At 65.5% G+C, this 23,851-nt stretch carries 19 protein-coding genes; 11 read left to right on the top strand and 8 right to left on the bottom strand.

The window, feature by feature from the left end; translation table 11 throughout:
* Nucleotides 1-235 precede the first annotated feature (235 nt).
* Nucleotides 236-1,570, top strand: a complete 1,335-nt coding sequence (locus V7R84_RS13470) for a SidA/IucD/PvdA family monooxygenase (protein WP_338569891.1) — start codon at nt 236-238, stop codon at nt 1,568-1,570.
* Nucleotides 1,571-2,699: 1,129 nt separating this feature from the next.
* Here the strand turns inward: V7R84_RS13470 and V7R84_RS13465 are convergent.
* From V7R84_RS13465 to V7R84_RS13445, 5 genes are all read right to left on the bottom strand, one after another.
* Nucleotides 2,700-2,897, bottom strand: coding sequence for a helix-turn-helix domain-containing protein (locus V7R84_RS13465; protein WP_338569890.1), 198 nt, complete (start codon nt 2,895-2,897; stop codon nt 2,700-2,702).
* A 241-nt stretch (nt 2,898-3,138) separates the two neighbouring features.
* Nucleotides 3,139-3,795 (bottom strand): deoxyribose-phosphate aldolase, encoded by a 657-nt coding sequence (gene deoC, locus V7R84_RS13460; RefSeq protein WP_338569889.1) that lies wholly within the window; start codon nt 3,793-3,795, stop codon nt 3,139-3,141.
* Between the two features lie 32 nt (nt 3,796-3,827).
* Nucleotides 3,828-5,234: a HAMP domain-containing sensor histidine kinase gene (locus tag V7R84_RS13455; protein WP_338569888.1), complete on the bottom strand. Its 1,407-nt coding sequence runs from the start codon at nt 5,232-5,234 to the stop codon at nt 3,828-3,830.
* The gene (locus tag V7R84_RS13450; protein ID WP_338569886.1) at nt 5,234-5,965 is read right to left on the bottom strand and encodes a response regulator transcription factor; all 732 of its coding nucleotides are present in this window, start codon (nt 5,963-5,965) and stop codon (nt 5,234-5,236) included. Before V7R84_RS13450 ends, V7R84_RS13455 begins: the two co-directional genes overlap by 1 nt.
* 16 nt (nt 5,966-5,981) lie before the next feature.
* Nucleotides 5,982-6,617: a DoxX family protein gene (locus V7R84_RS13445; protein WP_338569885.1), complete on the bottom strand. Its 636-nt coding sequence runs from the start codon at nt 6,615-6,617 to the stop codon at nt 5,982-5,984.
* Nucleotides 6,618-6,950: 333 nt separating this feature from the next.
* Here V7R84_RS13445 and V7R84_RS13440 point away from each other — a divergent pair, with 333 nt between their 5' ends.
* The 7 genes from V7R84_RS13440 to V7R84_RS13410 all read left to right on the top strand — a co-directional run bounded on the left by V7R84_RS13440 (nt 6,951) and on the right by V7R84_RS13410 (nt 15,303).
* The gene (locus tag V7R84_RS13440) at nt 6,951-7,304 is read left to right on the top strand and encodes a hypothetical protein (RefSeq protein WP_338569883.1); all 354 of its coding nucleotides are present in this window, start codon (nt 6,951-6,953) and stop codon (nt 7,302-7,304) included.
* 80 nt (nt 7,305-7,384) lie between these two features.
* A complete protein-coding gene (mptB, locus tag V7R84_RS13435; RefSeq protein WP_338569882.1) occupies nt 7,385-8,773 on the top strand; it encodes a polyprenol phosphomannose-dependent alpha 1,6 mannosyltransferase MptB in 1,389 nt (462 codons plus the stop codon).
* A 58-nt stretch (nt 8,774-8,831) separates the two neighbouring features.
* Nucleotides 8,832-9,794: an ABC transporter ATP-binding protein gene (locus V7R84_RS13430; RefSeq protein ID WP_338569880.1), complete on the top strand. Its 963-nt coding sequence runs from the start codon at nt 8,832-8,834 to the stop codon at nt 9,792-9,794.
* On the top strand, nt 9,791-10,723 hold the full coding sequence (locus V7R84_RS13425) for a hypothetical protein (protein ID WP_338569878.1): 933 nt from the start codon (nt 9,791-9,793) through the stop codon (nt 10,721-10,723). Before V7R84_RS13430 ends, V7R84_RS13425 begins: the two co-directional genes overlap by 4 nt.
* Nucleotides 10,724-10,792: 69 nt before the next feature.
* Nucleotides 10,793-12,208: a threonine synthase gene (thrC, locus tag V7R84_RS13420; protein ID WP_338569876.1), complete on the top strand. Its 1,416-nt coding sequence runs from the start codon at nt 10,793-10,795 to the stop codon at nt 12,206-12,208.
* An 89-nt stretch (nt 12,209-12,297) separates the two neighbouring features.
* The gene (locus V7R84_RS13415) at nt 12,298-13,644 is read left to right on the top strand and encodes a flavin monoamine oxidase family protein (protein WP_338569874.1); all 1,347 of its coding nucleotides are present in this window, start codon (nt 12,298-12,300) and stop codon (nt 13,642-13,644) included.
* A 258-nt stretch (nt 13,645-13,902) separates the two neighbouring features.
* A complete protein-coding gene (locus V7R84_RS13410; protein WP_338569872.1) occupies nt 13,903-15,303 on the top strand; it encodes an NAD(P)/FAD-dependent oxidoreductase in 1,401 nt (466 codons plus the stop codon).
* 132 nt (nt 15,304-15,435) lie between these two features.
* Here the strand turns inward: V7R84_RS13410 and V7R84_RS13405 are convergent, their stop codons facing one another.
* Together V7R84_RS13405 and V7R84_RS13400 are read right to left on the bottom strand one after the other, a co-directional pair.
* On the bottom strand, nt 15,436-16,827 hold the full coding sequence (locus tag V7R84_RS13405) for an MFS transporter (protein WP_338569870.1): 1,392 nt from the start codon (nt 16,825-16,827) through the stop codon (nt 15,436-15,438).
* Nucleotides 16,824-19,940, bottom strand: a complete 3,117-nt coding sequence (locus V7R84_RS13400) for a glycoside hydrolase family 2 TIM barrel-domain containing protein (protein ID WP_338569868.1) — start codon at nt 19,938-19,940, stop codon at nt 16,824-16,826. Before V7R84_RS13400 ends, V7R84_RS13405 begins: the two co-directional genes overlap by 4 nt.
* 211 nt (nt 19,941-20,151) lie before the next feature.
* Here V7R84_RS13400 and V7R84_RS13395 point away from each other — a divergent pair, with 211 nt between their 5' ends.
* The 3 genes from V7R84_RS13395 to V7R84_RS13385 all read left to right on the top strand — a co-directional run bounded on the left by V7R84_RS13395 (nt 20,152) and on the right by V7R84_RS13385 (nt 23,056).
* On the top strand, nt 20,152-21,180 hold the full coding sequence (locus tag V7R84_RS13395) for a LacI family DNA-binding transcriptional regulator (protein ID WP_338569867.1): 1,029 nt from the start codon (nt 20,152-20,154) through the stop codon (nt 21,178-21,180).
* 172 nt (nt 21,181-21,352) lie between these two features.
* Nucleotides 21,353-21,973, top strand: a complete 621-nt coding sequence (locus V7R84_RS13390; RefSeq protein ID WP_338569865.1) for an SIMPL domain-containing protein — start codon at nt 21,353-21,355, stop codon at nt 21,971-21,973.
* A gap of 3 nt (nt 21,974-21,976) precedes the next feature.
* Nucleotides 21,977-23,056, top strand: a complete 1,080-nt coding sequence (locus tag V7R84_RS13385; RefSeq protein ID WP_338569863.1) for a winged helix DNA-binding domain-containing protein — start codon at nt 21,977-21,979, stop codon at nt 23,054-23,056.
* A 76-nt stretch (nt 23,057-23,132) separates the two neighbouring features.
* Here the strand turns inward: V7R84_RS13385 and V7R84_RS13380 are convergent, their stop codons facing one another.
* Nucleotides 23,133-23,621, bottom strand: a complete 489-nt coding sequence (locus V7R84_RS13380; RefSeq protein WP_338569861.1) for a SixA phosphatase family protein — start codon at nt 23,619-23,621, stop codon at nt 23,133-23,135.
* Between the last annotated feature and the right edge of the window lie 230 nt (nt 23,622-23,851).

Below are 23,851 nucleotides of genomic sequence, written 5' to 3'. Positions count from 1 at the left end.
GATCTCCCTCGTATCGGTCTGTGTCCCCTCCTCGACGAAGAGTCCTGCGTCAGTGCGCGACAGCAGGGATGCGCAAGCCGCATCACCGTCACTGACTGCGACCGCCAAGAAGGGGCCATGATCAACCGGCGGTAGATTTAGGGTAGGCATGCCTCATATATTATGCATACAATCTCATAGTGCAAAGCATGAGCTTATTGAAAGTAAAATTATTGAAAACAGGCGAAAGGGGCGGATGGTGCTGTCCTTGACGGTGCTGGGGGCTGGGCCGAAGGCAATTGCTGTTCAAGCCAAGGCGCATGCGTTGCGATGCTTGGGTATCTCAAAAGCCGAGATCCTTGTTCTCGATCCCTTGGGTGTGGGTGGAAACTGGCTTTCGGATGGCGGCTGGACCAATGGCCGCCACCTGCTGGGTACTTCACCGCTTAAGGACATCGGCTTTCCCTACAACACCCGCATAGCTGGGCATGAAGCAGGCTCCTCCTTGGGCATCCTCAACAGGAAGGTTGATCGGGAACTTTTTCAAGTCAGTTGGATCCAATTCCTCATCGAAACCAATAGATATACTTCCTGGGTTGATCGTGGGCATCCCTCGCCTCTGCATCGACTGTGGGCCGAATATCTAAATTGGGCGGCGGAGCGAATTGATCTGAAGCTGCTGTCAGGGCGTGTTGATAGGATTTCGGTGTGTGGTGGGGAGCCCGCATGCTGGTCACTATCGGTTCAGCTCAATGACGGTTCAACTCATGACGTGGTTTCTGAAGCGCTCATGATTACTGGCCCTGGAACCAGCTCGCGCTGCATTGCTGATCTGCCTCAGGTGTACTCATTGGCGCGTTTCTGGCGCGCGGCAGGTGAAGGTTCCCTGCCTGAGATGGATCGGGTGGCCGTAATCGGAGGGGGCGAGAGTGCGGCCAGTGTGGTCAACGAACTAGTACGCTACCCGTGCAAGGAAATCAAGGTAATTTCTCCGGCAGCAACCATATTCTCGCGCGGCGAAAGCCAGTTCGAAAATCGCTTGTACAGCGAACCTGCCCGTTGGCTCGCGCTTGATGAAGCCGCACGCCGCGATGTTATTTCTCGCACGGATCGTGGGGTTTTTTCTGTGCGGGTACAGGATTTTCTCCAGAGCGATGATCGGGTTCTGCACCTGCGTGGAAAAGCTGAAACTGTTGAGGGGAATGGAGAGTTTGTGGTGATCAGTATCAGCGACACGGTGTTGGGTACTCGGCAAGAGAGTTTCGATCTGGTCGTTGATGCTCGAGGCAATAATCCGCTGTGGTTCACGCAGCTCATGGATGATGACGTACGGGAGCTTCTTGCTGGCGCCTGCGGAGGAACACTCAGATTATCGGGAGTGGAAGAGCGGGTCGGTGCTGATCTGGCACTCGAAGGGGTCGTTCCAAAGCTGTTCCTACCCATGCTTTCGGGATTGCGTCAGGGGCCGGGGTTTGCCAACCTCAGCTGCTTGGGTGAGCTGTCGGATCGGATTTTGGCCGGCATGGGGGTGGGGACTCTTCCTGGCGATATTCTTGACGCCGATCGAAGAAGTGCTGGAAGACAGAAATGATGGAAGGTCATTCACAGCCCTTCCCAAGTGCGCTCTGACTAGGGATTTTTCGGCTGATGCGTTTCCTGTGAATAAGCCTCAAGGCTGTATCGTTGCTTATGGGATGTCCGGCACTCGCAGTGTTTTTCGCCACAGTGGTCGCGAAACTTCTGGGGTACGTGCCATAGACACTTGATGCTTATCTAGGCAAAGGTGAGTCGTTGGAGCCTGACTTGGCTCAATATTGTCTTGCGTCAAGTAGTTGGCAGGGTTTTCTTCTTGTTCGAAGTTGGGGGTGATGGGGTCGGCGTGCCCGAGGTGGATTGCGAAGGGGCCGGCTCCAGGCGATGGCCTCGTGAGGGCGCGTGGTGTTGTATTCGATGCGGTAGTCCTCAGCTCGCTCGATCAGCGTCAATGCGTCGGGGATGTCGCCTGGGAACAGGCGTTCGTACTTCAACGTTCAGGCGTTCGTACTTCAACGTTCCGAACCCGCGTCCCCGGGGACACGCTCTGGCGTGGTGTCCGCACCCGTGTGCGGACGTGTCGCAGTTCAGGGTGAGAGGTGATGAACAGCTCGAAGTTCAGCGACCGAAACGGGCCACCAATATCGGTCACGATCGTAACCACGGGTAACGGCTCTCCAGCGTTCTCGTCGATGGGACAGGTACCGGGCCAGCGGATGCCCGAACATACGCTCGTAATCGACTACCGCCGAGTTCAACCGCAGCGATCGCGTCATGCTGGTTCGCAGCCGACGAGATATGGCAATCGATACTCAAGCTTGGAGCACCAGTCCCGGCATCCCGCGAACCGCCAGGTCCCACCAGTCGTGGTCTCGAACTCAGGCAAGAGCCAGTTGCCACACCTGGTACGGGGCCGTTCGGGATCTTCACGAACGCCGGCTTTGCAGTCCTTGGCGAGCTCACGACACTGCTTGGTGTACGTGTCGAGGGCAGCAAGAGGTCCTCGTCACGCAGTAGCCGCAGCACAGTCGCCTGTGAGACCTTATGCCTCGTCGTGAAGGGGCATCGCCCAGATCGTGCGATGCCCCAAGCCGGCTTGGGGACATTGCATGTCCGACCACAAGATCCTGTGCAGCCATACGAGCCGGTTGGGGCCACGGTCTCTTCGGCGGCTCAGCCTCCAACTGCTACTCCCGAGACGTGGGCTTGAACCTACCCGCCTCAATCCCAGCTCTGTCACCTTCAAGGAACTGCCGTTTCCAGTTCCCGATCGCCTGCTCGGAAACCTTCTCCCAGCGGACTGCCTCAATTGAGGTCTCACCTTGCAGCACGGACAACACGATACGGAGCTTCTTCTCCACACGAATCGTCACAAGACGACTCATGATGACTCAAACCTTTCAGCTAGAGCACTGCATCAGCAACTAACTACCCCTGCCACACAGTCTGACGCGCGACACCGGTGACGCCATCGTCACCGCTGAAGACCCCATCCCCGCCAACCCCCAAGCCTGGCTTGACGCCATCCACAACACCCCGGAATGACACTAAATGAGCCAAGTCAGGTTGGTTGAAAGGCCCTGCGGCAACCTCAAAGATCATTGCCCATTCCGGCCGATTGACCAATCAGGCTGGGGCGCCCTCCAGGATGGCGCGACTGGCGGACAACCCCAGGCGGGTGGCCCCCGCGGCGACCATCTCCTGGGCGGTGGCCCAGTCGCGGATGCCACCGGAGGCCTTGACCCCGAGGCGACCGTCAACGGTAGCCGCCATCAGTGCGACGGCGTGGGGGCTGGCGCCGCCCGCCGGGTGGAAGCCCGTTGAGGTCTTCACGAAGTCGGCGCCCGCATCCTCGGCGGCCCGGCAGGCGGTGATGATCTCCTCGTCGGTCAGGGCCGCGGATTCGATGATGACCTTCAACGTTCCGGTAGTGGCCTCGCGCACAGCGGCGATCTCCTCGAGCACCCGGTGCGGTTCACCGGCCTTCAGATGACCGATGTTGATGACCATGTCGATCTCGTCGGCGCCCAGCCGCGACGACTCCGCCGCCTCGGCGGCCTTCGTCGCCGGGGTGTGGTTGCCGGACGGGAACCCGCACACCGTCGCCACCTTCAAGGGGGTGAGGTCGTCGGTCAGCGGCAGCATCGACGGCGAGACGCACACCGAGAAGACACCCAGCTCCCTGGCCTCCGCGATCAGCGCAGAGACCTGCGCCGGTGTGGCGTCGGTTCGCAGGAGGGTGTGGTCGATCATGCGCGCCAGCGCTTCCCGGGAAATCTCCATGCGCCGAGGGTAGCCGGTTTTCGGGGTGAGACTCAGGTGGCCAGGGGCAGCCAGACCGTGAAGCACGTGCGACCCGGGCGGGATTCCACCTCCACCCGGCCACCAAAGCTCGCGACCACCGCCTGCACGATCGACAGGCCCAGTCCCGTCGATTTTGCCTCGTTGTGGCGGCGCGACGCGTCGGCCCGGGTGAAGCGTTCGAAGATCCGGGGCAGCACATCGGGTGCGATGCCGGGACCGTCGTCGACGACCATCAGGCAAGCCTGACCGTCTTTGATGCCGGCGACGGTGGTGACGGTGGTGCCCGCGGGGGTGTGGTTACGGGCGTTGGACAGCAGGTTGACGATCACCTGGTGGAGGCGGTCGGCGTTGGCCCGCACCTCGAACCCTTCCTCGGGAAGTTCCAGGCGCCAGGTGTGATCGGGTCCGGCGGCGCGCGCGTCGCTGACGGCGTTGAGCACCACCGCGACGATATCGACGGGCTGCATCTCGACAGGGGCGTCGGCGTCGAGCCGGGCCAGCAGGAGAAGATCCTCGACGAGTTTCGTCATGCGCTGCGACTCCGCGTCGATCCGGCCCAGCGCGAACGCCGAGTCCGCGCCGTCGCTGCGGGCCGCCAGCTCCGAGTAACCGCGGATGGCGGCCAGGGGATTGCGCAGCTCGTGGGAGGCGTCGGCGACGAAACGCCGCAACTTGGTCTCGGAGGCCTCCCGGACCTTGAAGGCTCCCTGCACGTTGCCGAGCATCCGGTTGAAGGCGCCGGTCAGCTGCGCCACCTCGTGTTCGGGGGGCAGCGCCGGATCAGGGACGGCGGGCACGTTGACCTCCCCGCGGTCCAGGTCCAGCTGCGAGACCGTCGATGCCGTCGCCGACAACGAGCGCAGCGGTTTCGTCGCGGCATTGGCGACGGCGCGGGTCGCAAAAGCAGCCGCCACCACGGCTGCTACACCCAGGGCGACGGCCAGCAGACTCAGGCGCACGATGGTGGTGTTGACGGTCTCCAGCGGCAGGGCCAACACCATCAGTTCGTGGTCGCGGTTGTACTGCGCGACCGCCCGGTACTGGCCCAGTTCGGGGACGTCCACGGTGTGTTTCTGACCGTCCGTGTCGACCTTCAACAGGGTGTTGATGGCTTCCGCGGAGACGTTGTCGTACTCGCCGTGCCCGATCTTCGATGCGACACTGACGCCGCTCGAACTGCGCAGCACCACGACGGTACCGGGTGGTGTGCCGGGCGCCAGGATGCCCTTCGGGCGGCCGTTCTGCTGGCCGGTTTCGCGCACTTGGAGGGCTGTGGTGTTGTCCATTTGTTTGTCGAGCTGCTCGTACATGATGACGCCCGCTGCGACGATGGTTCCTGCCGAGATCAGCAGCGCCAGCACCGCCACCACGACCGTGACGCGCCGTCGCAGCTGGGCGGAGAGGCTGGCCGGGCGCATCAGGAACTCGCGGGTCGCAGCACGTACCCGGCCCCGCGCATGGTGTGGATCATCGGGGAGCGGCCCGCGTCGATCTTCTTGCGCAGATAGGAGATGTAGAGCTCGACGACGTTGGCCTGGCCGCCAAAGTCGTAGTTCCACACCCGGTCGAGGATCTGGGCTTTGCTGAGCACCCGTTTGGGGTTGCGCATCAGGTAGCGCAGCAGCTCGAACTCGGTGGCGGTGAGATTGATGTTCTCGCCAGCGCGGGTGACCTCGTGGGAGTCCTCGTCGAGGATCAAATCGCCGACGACGAGCTGGGTTTCCGGCTGCACCGTCGTCGCCCCGGAGCGTCGCAGCAGCCCGCGCAGCCGTGCGATGACCTCCTCCAGGGAGAACGGTTTGGTCACGTAGTCGTCGCCCCCAGCGGTGAGCCCGGTGATGCGGTCGGCCACGCCGTCCTTGGCGGTCAGGAAGATCACGGGCACATCGGGTTGTTCGGTGCGTATGCGACGCATCACCTCCAGGCCGTCGAAGTCCGGCAGCATCATGTCGAGCACGATGGCATCGGGTTTGACGGCGCGGGCCGCGTGGACGGCGTCGGTGCCGGTGGCGGCAGTGGTCACGTCCCAACCCTCGTAGCGCATGGCCATGGCCAGCAGCTCGGTCAGGCTGGGTTCGTCGTCGACGGTGAGGACCCTCAGGGGCGTGCCGTCGGGGCGGGTCAGTGCAGTGGGCTGTGCGGGAGGCATGCCTCTACTGTGACAGTCAGGAGTGGGGTTTCGCCATGAGACTGCTGTGTGTTTCCTGTGTGGCATGTGTTCCCCATGTCGAGGTGGCCCAGCTGTCCGACGTGGCGAGGACAGGCTCCGCGTCGAGGGAACGCGCGGGCTCCGCGTCCAGGGAGCAGGCGGGCTCTTCCGGGAGGGATCGGGCGGGGCGTTGTGGTGATTCCTCCTCGGGAAGTGGATCCTCCTTGACTGGTGTGATGTCCTTTGGAGTTCGGAACAGGTTGTCCAGGGCCAGCCGTCCCGCTCCGTGGCTCATCAGCATCATGCCGACTACGGCCATCACCGCGTTGTACTCCCAGCCGGAGTCATGGACGTAGAAGTTGTGCGATCTGAGGGTGAGGATGATGCCGATGTTCAGAACCATCAGGCCGAGGCCGATCGCGGGGGTCGCCAGCCCGAGGATCAGGAATATGCCTCCGACCACCTCGAACCCGATCAACAACCACACCATGAGCCCGGGGTTCGGGATGCCCGCCTGTTCGAGGATGCCGGCCTCCGCGGCGATTCCCTCGTTTTGCCAGCGGTGCCAGCCGTGGGTGACCATGATGAAGCCCATGACGATGCGGGCGAGCATCAGGGTGATGCCTTTGAGCACGTGGATGAATGCCTTCATGGTTCTCCCAGCCGTCGGTCTTTTAGCCAATCGTATGACACGAACCAACCGGTTGCTTCAGAATTTTCCTGATAAAATGCTCCGCCCTCCGGTGCTGAGGCTGCTCCCGGGGGACGTCACCTAGGGTCCCGTTATACTTGCGCGGGTGCAGGGGCGAAAGAGCTTCGGGGCAATGTGGGCTCTGGAGCCTGACGTCCTCGACGAGAGCCCAGGCGGGCCGGATGAGTCTGCAAAGTCGTGAGGAGGCGCCTCATGCGTGGTGCTTTGTTCAGGATTGTGTGCGTGGTTTGCGCCGTCGTCTCGCTCACAGCCTGTTTGAAGAGTGAGGGTGTCATGCCGAGTTCCGATGCACACGTCGATGCTGCGCTGTCGGCGTTCATCAAGGAGGGGGGTGGCCCGGTCGCGCTCTCCTCAATGACCGATTTCGACTGGGATCAGTTCGGAGTTGTGGGTGAAGGGACCAAGGCCGAGGAGATCGAGTCCCTGTTCGGGGAGAGGATCATCCGAGACGAACGCTACCTCGGCTCCGCCAGCCTCTTCGTGTTCCTCAAGGACGGAAAGGTGGTCCGAGCGCTCATGGTGGCGCCGGATGTGTTCCACCCCGGGGATTTCGGAAAACTGTTCACTCATGGCGTGATGCTGCGCGGCGGCGGTGAAGGTCTGGTGCGGTTCGTCGAACCCAGCTGATCGCGTCCGAACCGCCCCGACGGTCGCGGTGGAGCAACACGCGCCCACCCTGCACAGCGCCTCCTCTAGGGTTGTGTCCGATGTCTGCTCTCGAAACACGTTCCCGGGTCACCAATCCCGCCGGCGGGTGGGGATGGGTGGGGCTCGGGATGCTTTCCAGTGCGGTCACGACCGCTGTCGCCTGGGCACTGCTGGACCCCGCGCCTGTCGTCGACAGTCTGCTGGCCGTCTTGTTCCTGGCGTCCTGCGCGGGCATGCTGTTCGCGTGGTGGCGGATCGGGCCGCGTTTCCCGCATCCCGTGGTCGCGACGGTGCTGTGGGCGCTGCCGCTGCTGGCCTGTCCGCTGGTGTATAGCCTCGATGTGAACGCCTATCTGACGCAGGGCTGGATGGTGCTGGGCGGCCACGACCCCTACGTCATGACGCTCGGGGAACCGCAGCTGCCCGGAATCACGGTCGGGGCTGACTGGGTGGAAACTACGTCGGTCTACCCGGCGGGGGCGTTGCTGATCTTCGCAGCCGTGTTCTGGGCCAGCGGTGGCCTGCCATGGCTGGGAATCTTGTTGTTCCGGCTGCTGCACCTGGCCTGTCTGCTGGTGGTGGCGTGGGCGGTGAAACGTATCGCGCTACGCGTCGGGGTCCCCGTGAACACGGCCCTGTGGGCGGGAATCGCCACTCCGCTGCTGATCCTCCAGTGGATCGGGGGCCTGCACAACGATGCCGTGCTGGTGGCCTTGATCGCCTTGGCGGTGTTGGCGGCGACTCGCGGCGGCTGGTCCGGGCTGCTGCTGGGCGGGGCCCTGATCGGAGCGTCCCTGACGATCAAGCAGTCGGGGGCAGCCGCGGGGCTCGGGATCGTCGCCCTGGCCTGGGCGGCTTCGCCGGGGCGCGACTGGTGGCGGCTCGCGGGCCGGGCCGCGGCGGCGGGAGCGGTCGCGGTCGGGGTGTTCGTCGGGGTGTCGCTGGGCTCTGGCCTGGGCTTTGGATGGAACAAGCCCACTGCTGGTAATCCCCTGGCCGTGATGAGCGACTCGCCGCTGTCGTGGGTCACCCAGGCAATGAAATTCCTCGGGCAGGAAGAGTCGCTGACCTCGGTGATCCGGATACTCACCCTTATCGCCGGGCTGGCGGTGCTGACGGCCTGGGTGTGGCTCGTGGTGCGGTTCGGCCCTCGGCCCGGAGAACCGGGACGTCCCTGGGTGGTGCTGCTCGGCGGGTTGCTCGCCTTCGCGCTGCTCGGTCCCGCCCTGCAACCCTGGTATTTCACCTGGGCGGCGCCCTTCGTCGCCCTGGCCTTGCCCGACCGCCGTTGGCAGCGGATCTGGTTGAGCGCAACCGTGGTGGTCGTGGTGGCGGCTACCACCCGGATTGCCTTCGGCTCCCCGCTGCTGGGATTGGCAGCCTGGTTGATGTGGCGACGCCTCGAGGCGAAGAACCTTGACGTTCTCGATGAGCGGACCGGAGTCTGACGTCTCCACGACTGCGGGCCGACGCTTTTTTCCACGACCGCGGACTAGGGTCGCGGGCATGACCGAGCAGCGTTGGAAACGGACCCCCGGGGCGTGGGCCGTGCGGATTCGCGGTCTCGCCAAGCGTTTCGGGCGCGTCCAGGCCGTGTCCGGACTCGACTTGGATGTCCCCCTCGGTGGTATCCACGGACTGCTCGGTCCCAACGGCTCCGGAAAAACCACGACGCTGCGGATGCTGCTCGGCCTGATCCGCCCCGACGACGGCGAGATGCGCATCTTCGACCACGAGGTGCCCTACGGGCTGCCCGATGTGATCGACAAAGTGGGTGCCATCGTCGAGAGCCCCAAGTTCGCGCCGAACATAAGTCTTCGGCGCAACCTGGAGATCCTCGCGATCTCCACCGGGGTGCCGGGCCGCCGCGTCACGGAGGTGCTGCTGGAGGTTGGGCTGCGGGGACGCGAGAAGGCGGCTTTCCGCACCTGCTCCCTCGGCATGAAACAGCGACTCGCGATCGCCGCGACCCTGTTGAGGGAACCCGACCTGCTGATTTTCGACGAACCCACCAATGGCCTCGACCCCGCCGGTATCCAGGAGATCCGCACCACCATGCGTGCCCTCGCTGATGCGGGTCGCACGGTGCTGGTGGCCAGCCATCTGCTGGGGGAGATCGAGCAGATCGCCGATTCCGTGTCCATCATGGGGCGGGGACGGGTGATCGCGGCGGGGGAGCTGGAGGAATTCCTCAACGACGGTTCCGAGTACGTGGTGGTGGAGATCGACGACGTCCCGGCGGCTTTCGAGGCACTGCGGCAGGCGGGTTTCGGCGGCCAGCTGGTGGGAGGGCAGCTGCGCGTCACCCGTGACGAAGGACTCGATCCTGCCGCCGTCGCCCGGGTCCTCGGGGAGGCGGACCTGTGGCCGAGGCACCTCAGCCTGCAACGCTCCAGCCTCGAATCCGTGTTCCTGGAACTGACCGAGGATGAACGCCTCACCACCACGCAGGGGAGGGCTGTGGCGTGATGCTGAATCTGCTGCGCGCCGAGCTTCTCAGGCTGATCAGCAACCGGAAGGTGGCAGTGCTGGGGGCGTTCGTGCTGGGTCTGGGTTTCTGGATCTCGGCCTCGATGGCCGTGACGCTCAAGCCCTACACCGCGCTCGAATGGGACGAGGCGCGGCGGCAGTCCAACGACGCCCAGATAAACCTGGAGGTGATCTGCGGGTCGAGTTCGTCCAGCAGCGACTGCACGGCGCTTCCGACCAACATCACCGTGGAGGGGTTCCTGCGTCCCCAGATGAGCTTCGAACAATTCGTCATCGCATCCCTCGAGCTGACGATACAGATGGGCCTGCTCATCGTGGTGGTCCTGATCACCGTGATGATCGGGGCCGAGTTCAGCACTGGCGCCATCGGCACCCAGCTGACCTTCACCCCACGCAGGCTGCCGCTGCTGTGGGCGAAAGCCCTGGCCTCAGCGATCTGCGGGACCTGTTTGATGGCTTTCTGGGCGGCACTCATGGTGCTCCTGGGAGTGTTCTTCTACCTGAATGTGCGCGGAATCGAGGGGCTGAGTGCCGGCTCCCTGCTGGGTGCGCAGGTGGGGCGTGCACTGCTGGCCGGGGCCGTGATGGGGATGCTGGCGGCGCTGGTGACGATGGCCCTGGCGTCAACCGGCAAAGCGTGGGTGCTGATCTCCGTCGGTCTGGCGCTCTCCCAGTTCCTCGAATTCTCCAGGGACGTCGCCCAGACGGCCTGGTTGCTACCGACCACCAACGCATTCAACCTCATCACCGGCGGCTGGAGCCGCACCATTTACAACGGCGACGGGGTGCGGCAGGAACCGGCCCCGCACCTCGACTACGGATACTCGCTGGGGTATGCGATCTTCTGGCTGGTGGTCCTCGGGATCTGGGCCTCGGCCAGCTTCTCGCGTCGTAACATCCTCAAATAGCCGCCCGAAGCCAGTTGATTCGGTCGGCATGCCGGCCGTGCCCGGCGTCTCCCGGTAGGATCGCTGCCCGTGCGATACGTCTCCACCCGTGCCACCGACCACACCACCAAGGCCTTCAGCGACATCCTCCTGGAGGGCCTGGCGCCCGACGGTGGTCTCTACCTGCCCGCCGAGTACCCGCGGGTGGACGCAGGCACCCTTGCCCAGTGGCGGAAGGTGCTGGCCGACGACGGCTACGCGGCGCTCGCCTTCGAGGTGTGCTCCCTGTTCATCGACGACATCTCCGCCGACGACCTGCTGGGTATCTGCCGGCGCGCCTACGCGCCCGAGAAGTTCTCGGACCCGCAGATCGTGCCAGTCTCCGAACTCTCCGACGGGGTACGGTTGGCGCACCTCAGCAACGGCCCGTCGGCGGCCTTCAAGGACATGGCCATGCAGCTGCTCGGCGAGTTGTTCGCACACGAACTAGCGCGCCGCGGTGAGCGTTTGACCATCCTCGGTGCCACCTCCGGAGACACCGGTTCGGCTGCCGAGTACGCGCTGCTGGGCAGGCCTGGGATACGGGTGGTGATGCTCTCCCCGGCGGACCGCATGACCCCGTTCCAGCAGGCGCAGATGTACTCCATCGACGATCCCGGTGTGGTGAATCTGGCCGTCGAAGGGGTTTTTGACGACTGCCAGGACCTCGTCAAGGCCATCAACGCCGACGCCGAGTTCAAACGCGACCACCACATCGGCGCGGTGAACTCCATCAACTGGGCGCGCCTGATGGCGCAGATCGTCTACTACGTCGCGGCCTGGCTGCGTATCGGTGGCGAGGAACCGGTCTCGTTTGCGGTGCCGTCGGGCAACTTCGGCAACATCGCGGCTGGACACATCGCCCGCCTCATGGGGTTGCCGATCCGCCAGCTGGTGCTGGCCACCAACGAAAACGACGTCCTCGACGAGTTCTTCCGCACCGGCATTTATCGGCCCCGCGCCGCACAGCAGACCCACGCCACCAGCTCCCCGTCCATGGACATCTCGAAGGCATCGAACTTCGAACGTTTCGTTGCTGACCTCCTGGGTCGCGACGGCGCGCGCGTTGCCGACCTGTTTGGCCGGGAACTGCCGGAAACCGGCAGGCTCGACCTGTCCGGTGAGGATCGCGACCGCTTCGGTTTCGTCTCTGGATCCTCCACCCATGCCGACCGGCTGGCCGAGATCCGCGCCACCTGGGAGAGCGACGGGGTACTCATCGACCCCCACACCGCCGACGGCGTGCACGTCGCCCGCGGGCTGCTGGCCGCAGGTGAGATCTCAGGGCCGGTCGTGGTGCTGGAGACCGCGCTCCCCGTGAAGTTCGCCGAGACCATCACCCAGGCGATCGGCATCGTCCCGCCGCGCCCCGAGCGCTTCGCCGGGATCGAGGACCTCCCCAGGCATGTGACCCGCATCCCCGTGGATGCGGATGCGGTGAGACGCGTTATTGGTGGGGTCGCCTGAGAACGGGAATCGGCCCCCTTGTAATGTAAGAAATCCGGGGAAAACAGTATGCCGGTTTATATAGAGCATGCCGGTTTATAGGAGGAAACATGCTGGACTGCGCCATCATTGGGGCTGGCCTAGCGGGCCTCGTGGCTGCTCGCGACCTGCGGAACCGAGGACTCGGTGTTGTTGTGCTCGAGGCTCGAGACCGTGTGGGAGGGCGTGTCGAGAATGGGGTTCTCGCCGACGGCCAGTATGTGGAGCTCGGAGGTCAATGGATTGGCGCCGGACACGACGCCATCTTTGAACTGATCGAGCGCTACGGGCTGAGGACTATTGGTATTCCAGCTCGTGGAAATCTGGTGGTGCGTATCCACGGCAGATTGCTTGAGGTGCCGTCGGCTGCGGATGGGGCGGAATTGACCCCGTTCGAGGTCGCCGACCTCAGCCAGGGGTTGTTGAGACTGCGACGTCTCGCACACCGCCTGGCCGATGATCCGGCATGGGTGGCGGCGAACGGTGCCTGGTTGCGGCAGGACCTACGACGCTGGGTGCGCACGAATTTACGCACCGGTGGGGCGCAGGCCCGTTTCGGTGAGGTCTACGAAGCGGCTTTCGGGCCGATGATCCCGAAGGCGACCCTGGAGGAGGGGTTGCGGCAGATCAATTCGGGGCCGAGCCTGGAGACGATGATCGCGAACAACGGCGGGTTGAACCAGCAGCGCATCGAGGGAGGCATGACCGCCCTGTGCGAGGCCCTGGCCAACGATCTCGGGGAGGTGGTGCGCCTCGGGAATCCCGTGACGAAGGTCACGCACGGCGACACCGCCGTCGTGACGCTCGCATCCGGGGAAACCATCGAGGCCCGCACCGTCGTCTCGACGCTACCGCCACGCCTGGCCGTCGCCCTGGAATACGACCCGCCTCTTCCGCAGTGGAGACGAGACGTCGCGGAGAAGGTGGCTCCCGGCAACGTGATCAAGGCATATCTGGTGTATGAGACGCCCTTCTGGCGCGAACGAGGACTTTCAGGGCAGTCGAGCTCTGACGAGGGGGCGGTTCGCGTCACGTTTGACACAACACCGGCCGACTCGACCCGTGGGCTGCTGATGGGTTTCTTCGAGGGCAACGAGGCCGATTCCCTGGCCCATCGCTCCCTGGAGACCCGGCGGCGCGCATTCGTCGAGTCGGCCGTCCGTGCATTCGGGGAGGAGGCCGCCGAACCCAGCGAGTACGTCGAACGGAACTGGAGCGCCGAGCAGTACACGCGGGGCTGTCACGGGGCACATTTCGCGCCCGGGATCTGGACCTCCAGCGGCCCCGTTCTCGCGGCCTCTGAGGGCTGCCTCTACTGGGCCGGGGCGGAGTACTCGACCAAGTTCAACGGCTACATGGAAGGCGCCGTTCGTTCCGGTGAGGGTGTCGCGGCCACGATCGCCGTGGCCCTCATCTGATTCCGGGGTCTTCAGCTGGGTGAACCGGTCCTCACGAGCATCTGCGAGTGGGTCGTGTCGACACCTCGGTGGCCGAGGTCGGATTCTGGCCACCAGGCGTCGATGGCGTCGACTCGGGGTGCTTGTTGCTCGTGCTTCGGTGCAACCAGCTGAGGGGATGGGGCTCACCCGGCGTGGTGGTGTATGCTCGACCCTCGCGCCGTCCGGTAGGTGAGTCCGACTTGGCATGAAGCCGTCCCGCCCAGCACAATAGCCGATATGCGCAAGCATCATGTTGTGATAATCGGTTCTGGGTTTGGTGGTCTGTTCGCGGCGAAGGCCTTGAGGCGCGCCGACGTCGATGTGACGTTGATAGCACGCACCACCCATCATTTGTTTCAGCCGTTGCTCTACCAGGTGGCGACCGGCATCCTGTCGGAGGGTGAGATCGCCCCTGCGACCCGGGAGGTGCTGCGCAAAAACAAGAACGTGACGGTGCAGCTCGGTCTCGTCGAGGGGGTCGACATGGAGGCCAAGCAGGTGCGGTGGCGGTTCCACGGCCTCGAACAGGTCACCGACTACGACTCGCTGATCGTCGCCGCCGGTGCGGGGCAGTCGTACTTCGGCAACGACCATTTCGCCCGCTACGCGCCCGGCATGAAAACCATCGACGATGCCCTGGAGTTGCGTGCCCGGATCTTCGGCGCCTTCGAGCTGGCCGAACTCGCCCCGGAGGGGGAGGACGTCTCCAGGTTCCTGACCTTCGCGGTCGTCGGCGCGGGACCGACGGGAGTGGAGATGGCCGGGCAGATCCGAGAATTGGCCTCCAAGACTCTCGTCGGCGAGTTTCGTCGCATCGACACGCGTCAGGCACGGGTGATTCTCATCGAGGGTGGACCCCTGGTGCTGCCCAGCTTCGGCGAGGACCTCGGTGGCTCGGCCCGCAGGTCGCTGGAAAAACGCGGCGTCGAGGTGTGGACGGAGACCATGGTCACCGAGGTCGACTCGCGCGGATTCACCGTCAAACGCAAGGACGGCTCCACCGAAAGGGTGGAATCGGTGTGCAAGGTGTGGGCCGCTGGTGTGTCTGCGAATCCGCTCGGTCCGAATCTTGCCGAACAAACCGGCGCCGAGACCGACCGGGTGGGCAGGGTCAAGGTGCTGCCGGACCTGACCCTGCCGGGCCATCCCGAGGTGTTCGTGATCGGTGACCTGGCCGCCGTCGACGGGGTGCCCGGGGTGGCGCAGGGCGCGATCCAAGGCGCCAGGTATGCGGCCAACGTCATCCGTGGCCAGTTGGCCGGGAACCGCCCGACGACCCCGTTCACGTACAAGGACAAGGGGTCGATGGCGACGATCTCCCGGTTCTCCGCCGTCGTCAGCGCAGGGAAGGTCAAGTTCTCGGGCTTCCTGGCCTGGGCGGCGTGGCTGGTGCTGCACCTGCTCTACATCGCGGGCTTCAAGCAGCGGATGTCGACGTTGCTGCACTGGTTCGTCAGCTTCCTCACCCGCGGTCGGGCGGAACGCGTCACGACGAACCAGCAGATGGTCGGTCGCCTGGCTCTGGAGGAACTCGGCGAGGGCACCAGCGCCCGTCTCATGTCCGGGGCGGCCAAGGTGTCCGGAGAGACGAAATCGGAGGGTTCCGACGACAAGGAGACGGCACCGGTCGCGGGGTGAGACGCCGGGGTTCGCTGGCCTTCTTTACGGTTTGCTGGCCTTGTTCACGTTTGCCTGCGCTGTGAGGCCAGCAAACACGAACAAGGCCAGCAAAACCGGGTTAAGGCCAGCAAACCGACGGGCGATGCGGGGTCAGGCGTCGGTTTGTTCCCGGAGGCGGGCGTTGGCCTTCTCGACGTCGAGGCGGGTGAGCAGGAGGAAGATGAGGGCGTTGGCGACCAGCGGGAACCACACGTACATGACGTAGAGCATCTGGATCGCCGAGTCCGGTTGCATGCTCACACCGCCGTCATAGCCGCTGGCGGCCAGGAGCCACCCTGCCGCTGCCGTTCCGATGCCGCTGCCGACCTTCACCCCCAGGGAGGTGCAGGAGAACATGAGCCCGTCGATGCGTTTGCCGGTGCGCAGCCAGGTGTGTTCCGAAGCCTCCGCGATCATGGCGTTGAGCGTCCCCTGCAGCGGACTCATCCCCAGGGAGGCCACCGCCGAGAGGATCAGCATGAGCGGGATGTCGTGGAAATAGGCCGCCACCAGCACCCCGAGCCGCCCGAGAGTCGCGATGACGTAGCCGCCGAGGTTGACCCGGTACATCTCCCCGAACTTCTTCACAATGATGGGCGTCACCAGCAGGCCGACGATGAGCGGGACGTTGATAGCCCAGGCGAAGGTGCCTAGCAGGTTCTCGTCCCCCAGGATGTATTTCATGAAGTAGATGCCCATGTTGAGCATTGCCGTGAAGACCTGGGTGAGCAGAAAGACCACCAGGATGAGGAGGTAGTACTTGTTGGACAGCAGCATCTTGGCCGACTCCAGTACCGTCAGCGTGTCCTCCTTCTGCGCCGTGTCGTCGTCGCCGGCCAGTTCCTCTGGGGACAGTTCCATGACGGAGAACACCGACAAGGTGTTGACCGCCAGCCCGAACAGCGCGTAGATGATCGCCATGTTCCGCCACCCCGCGGCGCCGCCGCCGAACATCGCCACGCCCCCGACCGTGATGCTCTGGATGAGCAGGTTCGTCCCGAAGGCGAACATGAAACGGATGGAACCCATCTGCACCCGCTCCGAACCGTTGCGGGTGATGAGCGCGGTCAGTGCGGAATAGGCGATGTTGTTGGCCGTGTAGAACACGGCGTTGAGGAGGGTGTAGGCGATGAAGAACCAGGCGTATTTGGCGGTCTCACCCAGTTCGGTGGGGATTGCGAAGATCGCAACGATCATGCCGGCGCAGCCAACGAAACCCCACAGCATCCACGGTCGGGCTTTGCCCATCCGGGTGTTGGTGCGGTCCAGCAGCGCACCGAAGATGACGTCGGAGAAACCGTCGAAGAGCCGGGAGATCATCATGAGCGTGCCGACGATGCCCGCGTTGAGCCCGGCGGTGTCGGTGAGGTAGATCATGACGAAGGCGGACAGGAGCACGTAGACGACGTTGCCGGCGACGTCACCCGAGCCGTAGCCCACCTTGTTGTACCACTTCAGGTATTTCTTCTCGCCGGCCGCTGCCGTGCGCGTCGTGTCGTTCATGACGTCACCTCGTCGTGAGTTTCGGTGTTGGTGGGGGTGGTGAGCAGGAGGTGGAGTTCCATGCCCAGCTCGTGGCCGTCCACCCGGTAGCGGGATCGCAGGGCCGGTCCGCAGCTGTTGGAGCCGATGCCGGCCATGGCGGCGTCCAGGCACAGCACCGTGCTGCCCGACGCTCTGAGGTCGGTGTTGCGGTGCCGTGCGGCAAGTTCCTCCTGCGTGTACCGGGAGGCGTTGAAGGAGAACGGGGTCTGTCCCACCGCGGTCAGGGCCAGGCCGCCGCCGGAGACGGTGACCTCGTCGCAGTCGGCGTGGCTGCCGTTCTCCTGGGGACGGATGTAGTCCTCGTGGAGGTCCGCGACGCTCGTGCTGAAGGCCCCGTGATGGCTGGCGCGGTGCTTGTCCGCGTAGCTCTCGAAGGGCCCCAGGCCGTGGTAGTCGACCCGGTTCATGGACTCGGGCAGGAACAGCCGCAGCCCCAGGCGTGGCAGGCTCGGGAACCCGAGGGCGCGGCGCATCCGCAGGATCACCCCGAGGATGCCGTCGGCGGTGACGGTCCAGATCAGCCGACCGCGCAGGGCGGGTTGGATCGTCGGTGCCACCAGGGCGACGTCAGCGCTGATCGTCGCGCGCCCCGCCTCCTCGGCGACGACGACGGCGTAGGCGCGGGCCATGGCCCGGTGGTAGTGGGCGCGTTCCCATTCCAGACGCACGTGGCGGTCGTTGTCGGTGGGGGCCCGCCAGATGTTGAGCTCGACCGGGCGTTCCAGGACTTCCCGGTCGTTGACTCTCAGGGCGGCGGGCAGGCCGGTGCGCGTGTCGATGGTGCAGCGCAGACCCGCGGTCGCCACGTCGATTCGCGTCCCCTCCCGTGCGACCTGCACCGATCCCCGGCTGGCGGGACGGTGTGCGAGCTCCGCGACCCGGCGGTGCCGCCCGTCGGCGTTGTGCAACGGAACCTCATCGATGCCCAGGACGTGCCCGGCGGGCAACAGTGGTGCGGGACGCGCGAGCCGATGGGTGACCAGCAGGTGGCATTTCCCGGCGTGCGGAATCTGCGGTTCGCAGCGCAGCATGACGCTTGTGTGCGGTGGGACGGGATCGGTCAGGTCTATGTCCCCGCGATCCACGACGACGCCGTCGCAGCGCACCTCCCACGAGACGCGGGCGTACTGCGACAGGTCCGTGTGGTCGAGGTCGTTGTGGATGGTGAGCAGACCCTCCTCCTGGTCGTACTCGATGACGCGGGCGGGACGCTGCACGTTTTTCAGCTCCGCCAGCCCGGGGTGCGGGACGCGGTCGGGGGAGACGAGCCCGTCGACGCAGAAGTTGCCGTCGTGGATGTCCTCGCCGTGGTCGCCGCCGTAGCGGAAGATCGGTCGGCCGTCGTCGCTGGTGCCGGCTAGTACCGCGTGGTCGCACCACTCCCACACGAAACCTCCGCACATGCGCTCGTCGTCGCGGATGATCTCCCAGTAGTCCTCGAGGTCGCCGGGCCCGTTGCCCATGGCGTGGCAGTACTCCACGAGGATGAAGGGCTTGTCGGGGTCGGAATCGAGGTAGTCACGGATCTCCTCGATGCCCGGGTACATGCGGCTGTACAGGTCGATGCAGGAGTAGTCGTAACGACGTTTGGAGTCGCGGTAGTAGGAGCTCTCGTAGTGAGTCAGGCGCGTCGGATCGAAGCCCTTGACCCACAGCAGTGCCGCCTCGAGGGTGCAGCCGTAGGAACACTCGTTGCCCGCGGACCAGGAGATGATGCTGGGACGGTTCTTCTCCCGGTGGACACACAGTTTCATCCGGTCGACGGTGGCCTCGGTCCAGGCGGGATTGTCGGCGATGGGTTCGTTCCAGTGCTCCACCTGGTTCTCCCAGGACGGGTCGGCCAGGAAGCGAGTCTGGGTGCCGTGGCTTTCGTTGTCGGCCTCGGACATGACGTAGAAGCCGTACTCGTCGCACAACTGGTAGAACCGCGGATCGTTGGGGTAGTGGGAGCTGCGCACCGCGTTGATGTTGTGCTCCTTCATCAGTCGCAGGTCCCGTTTCATGTGGTCGAGGTCGACGACGGGACCGGAGACCGGGTCGGAGTCGTGCCGGTTGACACCCCGCAGGGTGATGGGGCTGCCGTTGAGACGCACGACCGCGTCCCTGGCCTCGATTTCCCGCACCCCGACCCGGTCGGTGATGGTCTCGTCGGGGCTGGTGAGGGTCAGGGTGTGGAGGTAGGGGTCCTCCGCGCTCCACGGGTGGGGTGCCGTGATGGTGAGCCGGGCGCGGTGGGTGTGGTCGGGGCAGCCGGCGAAGGGCTCCAGGACGCCGCAGGCCAGCACCCGTCCTTCGCGGTCGGTCAGCTCGGCGGTGGTGGGGACGACCCCACCGCGGTAGGAGCCGCGGATCTCGATGACGGCGGTTTCCGGGGTCGCGTCGACCACCGGACCCAGCGAGGTCGTGACGGTGTAGTCGAACAGCACCGCCTCCGGGCGGTGCAGGAGGTAGACGTCGCGGAAGATGCCGGAGGTGCGGAACTTGTCCTGGTCCTCCAGGTAGGTGCCGTCGCACCACTTGAGCACCAGCACGGCCAGGCGGTTGGTGCCGGAGTGGATGTGTTCGGTGACGTCGAACTCCGCGGTGGCGTGGGAGACCTGGCTGTAGCCAACGTAGGCGCCGTTGAGCCACACGTAGAAGCAGGAGTCGACGCCCTCGAAGACCAGCTGGGTGGTGGGTGCGGCGGGATCCGGGGTGTGGTCGAAGTCGCGGATGTAGGCGCCGCAGGGGTTGTCCTGGGGGACGTGGGGCGGATCAAAGGGGATGGGGTAGCGGACGTTGGTGTACTGGTGGTGGTCGTATCCGAGGTGCTGCCAGGTGCTGGGCACCTGGATCATGGTGAATCCCTCCGGGCCGGCGTCCGTGGTCTCCCAGAAGGGCTCGGTGAGGTCGTGGATGCTGGGCAGGTACCGGAAGGCCCACCGACCGTTGAGCAGATGGAAACGGTCGGATGTCTCCCGCTCCCATGGAGCCGAGGCGGCGGGGGCGGATGCCGGCACGTAGTAGGCGCGGGGCGGCAGCGTGTGTTCGTGGAGGACCCCGAGGTCCTCGAAGTATCCGGGAACGATCATCGTTCGGACTCCCTGAAGGTCGGTGGACACAGGGGACGTGCAGCCGTGCAACGTCCTCATGGTGACCTTCACACAATACTTGAAGATCCGTGTTATGGCACTGTTTCACGGGAAATATCTCAAGATATCGGCGTCACGAAGTGAAGCATTATGGTAACGTTCACAAAAGCTATGGGTGGGGTCGTCGTTGCGCTCCTGATAGCCTCCCGTCATGCCGAGGCAACGCCGGAGCGCGGAGGGAGCGCCAGCGATGGGTGACGTGGCCCGTCTGGCCGGCGTGTCCGTGCAGACGGTCTCGCGCGTGGCGACGGGGTCCGAACACGTGCGCCCGGAAACCCGCGAGAAGGTGCTGCGGGCCATGAACAAGCTGGGGTATTCCCCCAATCGCGCTGCCCAGGCCCTGCGCCGCGGCTCCTTCAAGACGATCGGCGTGCTGACCCAGCGGATCCAGCGCACCGGCGAGGCCCTCACCACCGCGGGCGTGCTGGAGGCCGCCACCGCCGCCGACTACGCCGTCAACCTCGTCCAGGTGGAACGTCCTGTCTCCGACGACCTGCGCCAGGCCGTCTATCGGCTCTCCCACCAGGCAATCGACGGTCTCGTCGTGGTGCAGGCCGGGCGGGCCGGTCGCGAACACCTCGTCCTGCCGCCGTCGATGCCGGTGGCGGTCTCGGACTCCACGCTCGTGGACCACTACCCCTCCGCCAGTGCCGACCAGGTCGGCGGGGTGCGCGACGCCGTCGAACACCTCCTGGGGCTCGGGCACCGCACCATCCAGCACGTGTGCGGGCCGAGGGATTCCCAGTCGAGCCTGATCCGCAGGGCCACCTGGGCCAGGTGCCTGCGGGAGGCGGGGCTGCCCGTCCCCGAACCGATTCCCGGCGACTGGAGCGCTGCGGCGGGCTACGCGGCAGGCCGACTGCTGGCCGCCGACTCGGAGGTGACAGCCGTGTTCTGCGCCAACGACGAACTGGCCCTCGGTCTGATCCGGGCCATGCACGAACAGGGCAGGCGGGTGCCCGGCGACGTCTCCGTCGTCGGTTTCGACGGCTTCGACGTCGGTGAGTACAGCTTCCCGCCGCTGACCACCGTGCGCCAGGACTTCAGACGCCACGGTCGCGAAATGGTGGGGCTCGTGCTGGAGCAGGTGGCCTCCGGGGTGCGCGACGGCAGCCGGAGCATCATCATCCCCACCGAACTCATCCTGCGGGGCAGCACCGCCCCGCCTCCCGCGGCGTAGAGGGCTTCTCGGACCTGGATGAGCCGGGTTGCGACGAAGGAGTGCGCCGTGGCGAAACCATTCCGGCATATGGTGCTCAGAGGCAGCCCCATGTCTCCGGGTACAGCCGCGACGGCTTCGACTCGACCTGTTCTGGCGCTTGTGGGGCGGTGCAAGCCCGTAGGATTCGCGCATGGAGATTCTGGTCGAGGGGGGAGCGGAACGACAGGTACGGCCTGAGCTGGGGGAGCTCCGGCTGGGGCTGGAACACGAAGGCGACGACCGGGAGTTCGTCGTGGGCCTCACCTCCGACCTGGCAAAGCGGTTCTCCGAGGCCGTAGCGCCGCTGCACCCGCAGGCCGTCGTCTCGTGGGGGTTGGAGCCGGTTCGGGTGTGCACGTGGCGGTCGCAGCGCAGGGGTGCCCTGCGGTACCGGGCCTCTGCCGAGGCGACGGTGGTCTTCCGGGACTTCCAGGCGCTCGCGGATTTCGCGGTGAGGTGGGGAACGGCCCCCGGGGTGGAGGTGCGTCACACGTCCTGGAAACTGACCCCGGAGACGGAACAGAAAGTGGAGGATGAGTTGCTGACCGAGGCCGTGCGGGCGGCCCGTCGCCGCGCCGACATCATGGCTCGGGCCGCGGGCGCGGAGGTGAGCGTCTGCGTCGAACTCTCCGACCACCGGTCGGATCCGCAGCTCGCCTACGGCGAGGCGGTTGCGATGGCCGCCGCGGCGCCCGAGGGTGGGGGAGGGGTCGTGGAACCCGACGAGATCCACCGCGCGGTCAGCGTCCACGGCAGGTTCCGGACGGAGTGAACGATGGTTGATGTCGCGCTTGCGCGCGCCCGGCTCGTCTCCCAGGGGCTTGTTGTCCGCAGGTGGGAGCGTCCCGTCGAGGTAGCGGCCGCGTTCGGCGCGCATCAGGGCCAGGACCTGCCCGGGGTGCTGGCGTCGATCGCGTTGCGCAGCGACGGCGGCATCGAGGCCGTCGTGGAGGCCTGTGCCCGCGGTGAGATCGTGCGCGGCTACCCGATGCGCGGCACCGTTTTCCTGATGGCCGCAGCCGATGCCTGGTGGATCACGCAGCTGTGCGTGGACAAGTCGCTGCGGGAGTCGGAGCGCATCCTCAAGGGCCGCGGGATCTCGGCGGGGCATCTCGAACGCGCCGCCGAGATCGCAGCCGAACTGCTGGCCGACGGGCCGAGGCCGCGCGCGGAGCTGCACGCGCACTGGGCCGAGGCCGGGCTGTCGGAGGTGCAGGGCGCGAACTATCACATGACCTTCCACCACATCGCCACCGGAATGCTGTGCTACGGGCCGGTCATCGACGGCGATCAGCACCTCGCCCTCACGGAGTCATGGCTGCCCGCAGGCACCGGGCTGGAGGATCGTTTCAACGGCGACCGCGACGCCGCCTGCGCCGAACTGCTCGACCGCTACCTGACCAGCCGCGGCCCCGCGACGCTGCGCGACTTCTCCTGGTGGAGCAAGCTGTCCCTCGGCGCCGCCCGTCGGGCGTTGGCGCTGATCCGGGAACGTTTCGAGGAGCTGCCCGGTGACGAACCCCGCTACCAGCGGGTCGGGCTGGCCGACGAGGTCGCCGAGGTCGGGAGGTCGGCGTCGCGGCCACTCCTGCTGCCAGGCTTCGACGAGTTCATCCTCGGATACCAGGACCGCCTGTTCGCCCTCACCGAACGCGACCACCCGAAACTGGTCCCCGGCAACAACGGGATGTTCAAACGAAGCGCCGTGTTGGGAGGTCGCGTGGTGGGGTCGTGGAAACGGGCCGGAACCCCTGGCAGGCGTCGCCTGGAACTGACCCGTTTCGAGGCCCTGTCGTCCCGGTCGGAGTCGAGTTTCGAGAAGGCCTTCCACACCTGGCCGTTCCTCACGCAGTGAGCTCCCAGCCAGCTGGTTGAGCCGGCCTGCCGGTATCAGCGAGTGGGATGTGTCGACACCGTCTCGACGTGGAGGTTCAGCGGCGGACGGTGCGTTCCATCCTCACGTGCCCCAGCTCGAAGGGAGCCAGGCTGGACCAGTCGTCGTCGAAGGTGAACTCCGTGAAGGTGGATGTCGGGTACCAGCACTGGAGACGGTCGGCTTCCTGGCTGTCGGAGGCGTTGCCGAGGTGGGAGGCGAGCGCGGGGATGGTGGGGGCGTGCCCCACCACCAGGAGACCGTTCACGGCGGGATCGGTTTCGCTGATGTGCCGGATGAGGGCGTCGACACCCTCGTAGTAGAGGTCATCGAGGTATTCGACGGGAATGTCGAGGCCGAGTGCCGCGAAGGTCTGCCGGGCGCGGGTGGCGGTGGAGACCAGGGCGTGCTCCAACCCGAGGGGACGCAGTTGCAGGCCTGCCTCCTGGGCGTCCTGGACGCCGGCGGGCAGCAGCTCCCGTGAGTGGTCGCCGCGGGGATGGCTGGCCCGGGTTTTCGCGTGGCGCATCAGCACGAGTTGTCGCATGGGGCGAGTCTACGAGCTCTACCGGCACTGGTCCGTCGTCCCTGATTCGTTTTGCTGGCCCTATTCCCTGTTTGCTGGGCTTGTTGATGTGTGCTGGCCTCACAGCGCAGGCAAACGTGAACAAGCCCAGCAAACCGGTGGTAAGGCCAGCAAAGCAGCATGAAGGCCAGCAAACCGACGCATGGGGTGGGGTGGGATCCGTCAGCGTGATCCTCGGGCGATGTGATCTT

Origin of the sequence: Arachnia propionica, assembly GCF_037055325.1 — a bacterium.
In the GTDB taxonomy this organism is placed as follows: domain Bacteria; phylum Actinomycetota; class Actinomycetes; order Propionibacteriales; family Propionibacteriaceae; genus Arachnia.
Note: the sequence above shows the minus strand (reverse complement) of the source record. Positions and strands in the feature narration are given on the sequence as shown.

Coding starts and splice junctions, on each gene's coding strand:
- V7R84_RS13470 (WP_338569891.1), top strand. CDS start 236: ATGGTGCTGTCCTTGACGGTGCTGGGGGCTGGGCCGAAGGCAATTGCT.
- V7R84_RS13465 (WP_338569890.1), bottom strand. CDS start 2,897: ATGAGTCGTCTTGTGACGATTCGTGTGGAGAAGAAGCTCCGTATCGTG.
- deoC (WP_338569889.1), bottom strand. CDS start 3,795: ATGGAGATTTCCCGGGAAGCGCTGGCGCGCATGATCGACCACACCCTC.
- V7R84_RS13455 (WP_338569888.1), bottom strand. CDS start 5,234: ATGCGCCCGGCCAGCCTCTCCGCCCAGCTGCGACGGCGCGTCACGGTC.
- V7R84_RS13450 (WP_338569886.1), bottom strand. CDS start 5,965: ATGCCTCCCGCACAGCCCACTGCACTGACCCGCCCCGACGGCACGCCC.
- V7R84_RS13445 (WP_338569885.1), bottom strand. CDS start 6,617: ATGAAGGCATTCATCCACGTGCTCAAAGGCATCACCCTGATGCTCGCC.
- V7R84_RS13440 (WP_338569883.1), top strand. CDS start 6,951: ATGCCGAGTTCCGATGCACACGTCGATGCTGCGCTGTCGGCGTTCATC.
- mptB (WP_338569882.1), top strand. CDS start 7,385: ATGTCTGCTCTCGAAACACGTTCCCGGGTCACCAATCCCGCCGGCGGG.
- V7R84_RS13430 (WP_338569880.1), top strand. CDS start 8,832: ATGACCGAGCAGCGTTGGAAACGGACCCCCGGGGCGTGGGCCGTGCGG.
- V7R84_RS13415 (WP_338569874.1), top strand. CDS start 12,298: ATGCTGGACTGCGCCATCATTGGGGCTGGCCTAGCGGGCCTCGTGGCT.
- V7R84_RS13410 (WP_338569872.1), top strand. CDS start 13,903: ATGCGCAAGCATCATGTTGTGATAATCGGTTCTGGGTTTGGTGGTCTG.
- V7R84_RS13405 (WP_338569870.1), bottom strand. CDS start 16,827: ATGAACGACACGACGCGCACGGCAGCGGCCGGCGAGAAGAAATACCTG.
- V7R84_RS13400 (WP_338569868.1), bottom strand. CDS start 19,940: ATGATCGTTCCCGGATACTTCGAGGACCTCGGGGTCCTCCACGAACAC.
- V7R84_RS13395 (WP_338569867.1), top strand. CDS start 20,152: ATGCCGAGGCAACGCCGGAGCGCGGAGGGAGCGCCAGCGATGGGTGAC.
- V7R84_RS13390 (WP_338569865.1), top strand. CDS start 21,353: ATGGAGATTCTGGTCGAGGGGGGAGCGGAACGACAGGTACGGCCTGAG.
- V7R84_RS13385 (WP_338569863.1), top strand. CDS start 21,977: ATGGTTGATGTCGCGCTTGCGCGCGCCCGGCTCGTCTCCCAGGGGCTT.
- V7R84_RS13380 (WP_338569861.1), bottom strand. CDS start 23,621: ATGCGACAACTCGTGCTGATGCGCCACGCGAAAACCCGGGCCAGCCAT.